We start from the raw sequence: 4,228 nt of genomic DNA, 5'->3' as shown, positions 1-4,228 counted from the left end.
GCTATGCCGTGTAAGCCCTTAGCTATACCTAGATTACTAGCTGAAGCTTCTACAGGTGTGGTGGGCCCTACTTGGTTATTTAACTCAATACGCATTACGCGAAGTGGCTTTATCTTCTTTTTCGCAAGAGTAACTTACGCAAGTTAAATAGCTTACGTAAGTTACTTAACTTAAGCGGTCATTGCCTTTCTGAGATTGTGTTGAAGCGTACCTGTCAAAGGTTCACATGCATGCTAGGCAGCTGGAAAAACTTAGCTATCGAGGCTGCTGTTTTGACGCAGTCAAAATGCCAGACACAGCGAAAAGCATAGACAGCCGCACCCCCATAGCCTTTTCTGAAGATAAGCAACATGCATAACTTAAGTAAGTTATGCATGTTGCTTAAGTTATGTAATTTCTTAGGGCTTATGAGCTCTGCCAATTCATCGATTTAATATCCGGAATTAAGAGCAGCTAACAAACCTCAACAATGAGCGTAGGCGGCGAGCAGGGGTAGGAAATTTCAGTGAGTATCAAGCTTGTGCTTGCCTATATCAGCTAACCAGAAATGGGCCTTGTTCGCGGCTCTAAATGCGGCACGTTTCTGCGTAGCCTCTTCCTCCACCAAGGTTTTCAGAGAGAAGGACTGAAATAAGTTACATAAGTTATGCCTTAGTGTATTCTTACGTAACTTACATAATGAAGGGCTTGAGAATGGATGCTTCGATGATCCTTTTGCTTGGTGGGGAAAAAGGTGGAAGTGGAAAGAGCTGCTTGGCACAAAATTTAGCTGTATGGTTACAGGCTCAAGGCGGCGACGTTTTACTGCTAGATGCAGACCCTCAAGGTACTACAGCAGATTGGGCTGCTGAAAGGCAAAATGCAGGTGATCTACCAGCTATTCCTGTAGTTCAAGCACACGGGAATATAAGGCAAACCTTGATGGATCTTCGACGTCGCTATAGGCAAATCGTAGTTGATGCAGGTGGAGCAGATTCTGAAGCTCTTAGATCTGCGATGACCGTAGCTACGCATATGCTGATTCCGTTTCGTCCCAAGCGAAGAGATTTAAAGACTTTGCCTAAGGTTGAAAACCTAGCCCGGCTAGCTATCGCAGTGAACCCAAACCTAACAGTTCGGGCTGTGATTACCCAAGCTCCCTCACTTCCTAGCCAGGTGCAAAGAATTCTTGATGCGAAGGATGCTTGCTCTTCATTTGGTATCGAGCCTCTACAAGCAATCACAACTGCCAGGAATGTTTATGACGATGCTGATGAGAATGGAAGCTCTGTGCTGGAGTCATGCAATGACACAAAAGCAGTAGAAGAAATTGAAAGCCTGGCAAGAGAGCTATGGGGTAACCAGTCATGGGCCTAAAAGACTTAAGGAAGCCAGCAGTCCCTCTTGTTAAAGACGAAAAATTAGGTAGCGATGAAGCAGCAGAGGCGTTCATCTCTGGTGCGCCTGTCTCGACGGCTCCTGCTGTACCTAAAAAGAAAAAGAAATCGCAAGCGGTCTTTGTCCGTACAACCTTTAGCCTTTCCAAAAAGGTAAACAAAGACATCGATAAATTATCGTTGCTTCCAAGAGATTTTAGAGTTTCAAGAAGTGACGTTGTGAGGGCTGGGATTTTGGCTCTATCCCAGCTAGAACAGGCAGAAGTCCTAGCTCTCCTAGAGAAAGCAAAGAACGAAAATGTTACATAAGTTAAATAACTTATATAAGTTATTCGCTAAGGCAAGCTGTACCCCGCATCATGACTGGGCTACAGCCGAGCTAATCGACTGTTGTACCAAAGAATTTGGTGTGCTAATTCCGCCTCCAATTTCCATTGGCTGAAGGTTCATGAGGACCTGTATCGATTAAGTAGCCATTACAAATACAAATAAAAAAGCCCCGGCTTGTAGGCCGGGGCTTTGAAAAAGATATTGAGTAGCGAGTTTTCTTGGCGGATCGCGCGCTACTCAACACACAGTGAGCAGATTATGGCTTTCACTGCGTGCCTGCGCAACCAGAAAATGTGCCATTTATCGTATGCTCACCGCCGGCGGGGCGGTGAGTCATGGCGTTAAAACAGGGCACGCTACAGCGACAGCATGATGCTCCAGGCTCAGGCTTTTACGCGCCTTTTGCCGGCAAGCCATCCTCGTCCTCAAAGATCACCTCTCGTAACCCCGGCAAGCTTTCCGAAAAGCAGGCCCAAACTTTCCTGGGCGAAGCCGCACGACGTATCCGTACCGAATGTAAGACGCGGGCAGGCACCTGGCTCTGGCGTCTGGACCGGATTCATAAAAGTGGTTGCCGCACCAAACAGCAACGCTGGGACGCCCTGGCCGCCATCGCTGAGTCGCTCATGTCACGAGTTGATCTGGCCACACTGGTTCTGGGCTGGATGGACAGCAACGGTGACTTCCGTTTGAACCGGCAACGTCGCCTGGTCGATGATGGTGGTCTGACAGATTGTCGTGTCTCTCGCACACTTAAAGCGCTCGAAGAGGCGGGCTATATAGGGCGTAAGCAGCGCCGCCTGTTCAAAGATGGGGTGCGCTGGATGACACGCACCATGATCCATTTACGACCGCGGCTGTTTATCGATCTGGGGCTTGGCCATCTCCTGTCGGCCGCCCGCACCCGCAAAAAGAACGAACGCACCCGCAAGCTGGACGCCGTCAAACAGCGACAGCAGATGGAAGCGCTCCAGGCGCTGATCTATCATCACCAGAAGCAGCAACGCAAACGCGCCGCTCAAGCCCGAGAGGGGAGGGTACTGGCTGCCCAATACGCAGCGCTCAGCGTAGCCGAGCGGAGACAACAAGCGGTATCGCTGCTTGAGCTAAAGGCTCAATACCCCGACCTGTCCGATCAGGACATCCTCACACTGCTTCGCCAACAAGCCGGCTGACCGCTCGGCCTGGTCTCCTATTGCCAACCCAGGCAAATCACGCTGAAAACGCCTTTAGCGCGCCTCTGAGTAGCCCTTTCTCTGCTGCATAGGACGCCATTTACATCGTAATTGAGCAAAAAATGCGAAAGGCTCTTAAGTGCCTCATCTGTTCTTGAGGCTTTCTGCAAAATTTCAGGTCGAGTGGTACCACAGCTTTGCTGTAAGAAAGCCTTTAGAAACAGTGCAGATCTAAAGCACTTCTCATGACCACACTATTCTAAAAGGATCCCCAACTTCCACGCCCTGCGTGGTGGGGTCCCTAATGCCTTCGGCGACCAGGGGGATAATCCCCCTGGACCCACATCTCTAACACCAAGGGCTACGCGCCCTTGTCATCCCCGTCGGGGATCGCCCCGAACGCTCGGGGGATGATGACAAAGAGCCGTCACCATCCCCACTCGCAAGGCTCTCTCTTAAGGTCGTGGCGTCAAGGGAAATACGGCCGTTGGCCGGTCCTGCGGACGTGGAACCCCAGCAGAGCCGGGGCCCCCCGCCATTTCCCTTGACGCCACAGCGTTACAAGAATGGTGATTGGCTAGATTACCTACAGCCTGGTTAGCAGACCGCTTAAATCTTCCGTCAGATTGGGCTCTACGATGCCGGCATAGATAGATAACAGTCGCCACAGTGCATAAGGCACCTCATCCCCTACAGTTGTCCATCTACGGACCCTGCTGGGATCTATACCTAGTAGCCGCCCAACTTTGGATGTAGAGAGATCCATCAGGCGCATCATCTCCTTGAGCTCTTCTGGAGTAGGCGCTTTCCAGGTATCAGAATACGGCGCAAATAACCCAGCTCTACTCAGGCCAATCATTTCCAGCAAGTCGGCTCGAGTAAACGTCCACGTTTCTTCATTCATGCAGATCAGGTTTTCGGCACCCAACCTCCAGGCCTGCCTGCAGGCATCTTTCAGGCCTTCGACCTTGAGGGTTTGCCGGGTGGCGTCAGGAAGTTTTGCTATCGCTTGCATGGTGCTCTTCTACAACTCATGAGACTGCTATTCGAACAGTATCGAGGCTGATAAGTAAATCAGCATGGGGCTTGTATAGTCGTTAGAGGTAGCAAAAAGGCGGTGTAGCCGTTTAAGTCGATCTGGCTACTTATCGCTACACCTGGACACTGGCTTTTTAGTGTAATCGCTGGGGTACACCTTAATGATAACATCCAATTACGTCTCTAACCTGCCTTGAGGGAACCGGATAGCCAGCCTAACCACTTAGCTCTATCACGCGAATGTCTAGAATATTTGCTCCGCTAGTAGCCCTGAGGCTAAACCATGCTTTCTCAACGTCTCTCAGCAGC

4 protein-coding genes are annotated in these 4,228 nt (G+C 50.3%); 3 read left to right on the top strand and 1 reads right to left on the bottom strand.

What is annotated here, in order from left to right:
* The first annotated feature begins 705 nt into the window (after window positions 1–705).
* The 3 genes from IEX86_RS24370 (at window position 706) to IEX86_RS24360 (ending at window position 2,881) form a co-directional block, all read left to right on the top strand.
* The gene (locus IEX86_RS24370) at window positions 706–1,356 is read left to right on the top strand and encodes an AAA family ATPase (protein WP_074830177.1); all 651 of its coding nucleotides are present in this window, start codon (window positions 706–708) and stop codon (window positions 1,354–1,356) included.
* A complete protein-coding gene (locus tag IEX86_RS24365; protein WP_074830175.1) occupies window positions 1,347–1,685 on the top strand; it encodes a hypothetical protein in 339 nt (112 codons plus the stop codon). The genes IEX86_RS24370 and IEX86_RS24365 overlap by 10 nt, the downstream gene beginning before the upstream one ends.
* A gap of 356 nt (window positions 1,686–2,041) precedes the next feature.
* Window positions 2,042–2,881 (top strand): hypothetical protein, encoded by an 840-nt coding sequence (locus tag IEX86_RS24360; RefSeq protein WP_188868734.1) that lies wholly within the window; start codon window positions 2,042–2,044, stop codon window positions 2,879–2,881.
* 586 nt (window positions 2,882–3,467) lie between these two features.
* Here IEX86_RS24360 and IEX86_RS24355 read toward each other — a convergent pair.
* Window positions 3,468–3,896: a helix-turn-helix domain-containing protein gene (locus IEX86_RS24355; protein ID WP_188868733.1), complete on the bottom strand. Its 429-nt coding sequence runs from the start codon at window positions 3,894–3,896 to the stop codon at window positions 3,468–3,470.
* Window positions 3,897–4,228 lie beyond the last annotated feature (332 nt).

The sequence above is a fragment of the Pseudomonas asuensis genome (assembly GCF_014646755.1).
Classification (GTDB): domain Bacteria; phylum Pseudomonadota; class Gammaproteobacteria; order Pseudomonadales; family Pseudomonadaceae; genus Chryseomonas; species Chryseomonas asuensis.
The sequence above is the reverse complement of the archived record's forward strand: the minus strand, read 5'-3'. Positions and strand labels throughout refer to the sequence as shown.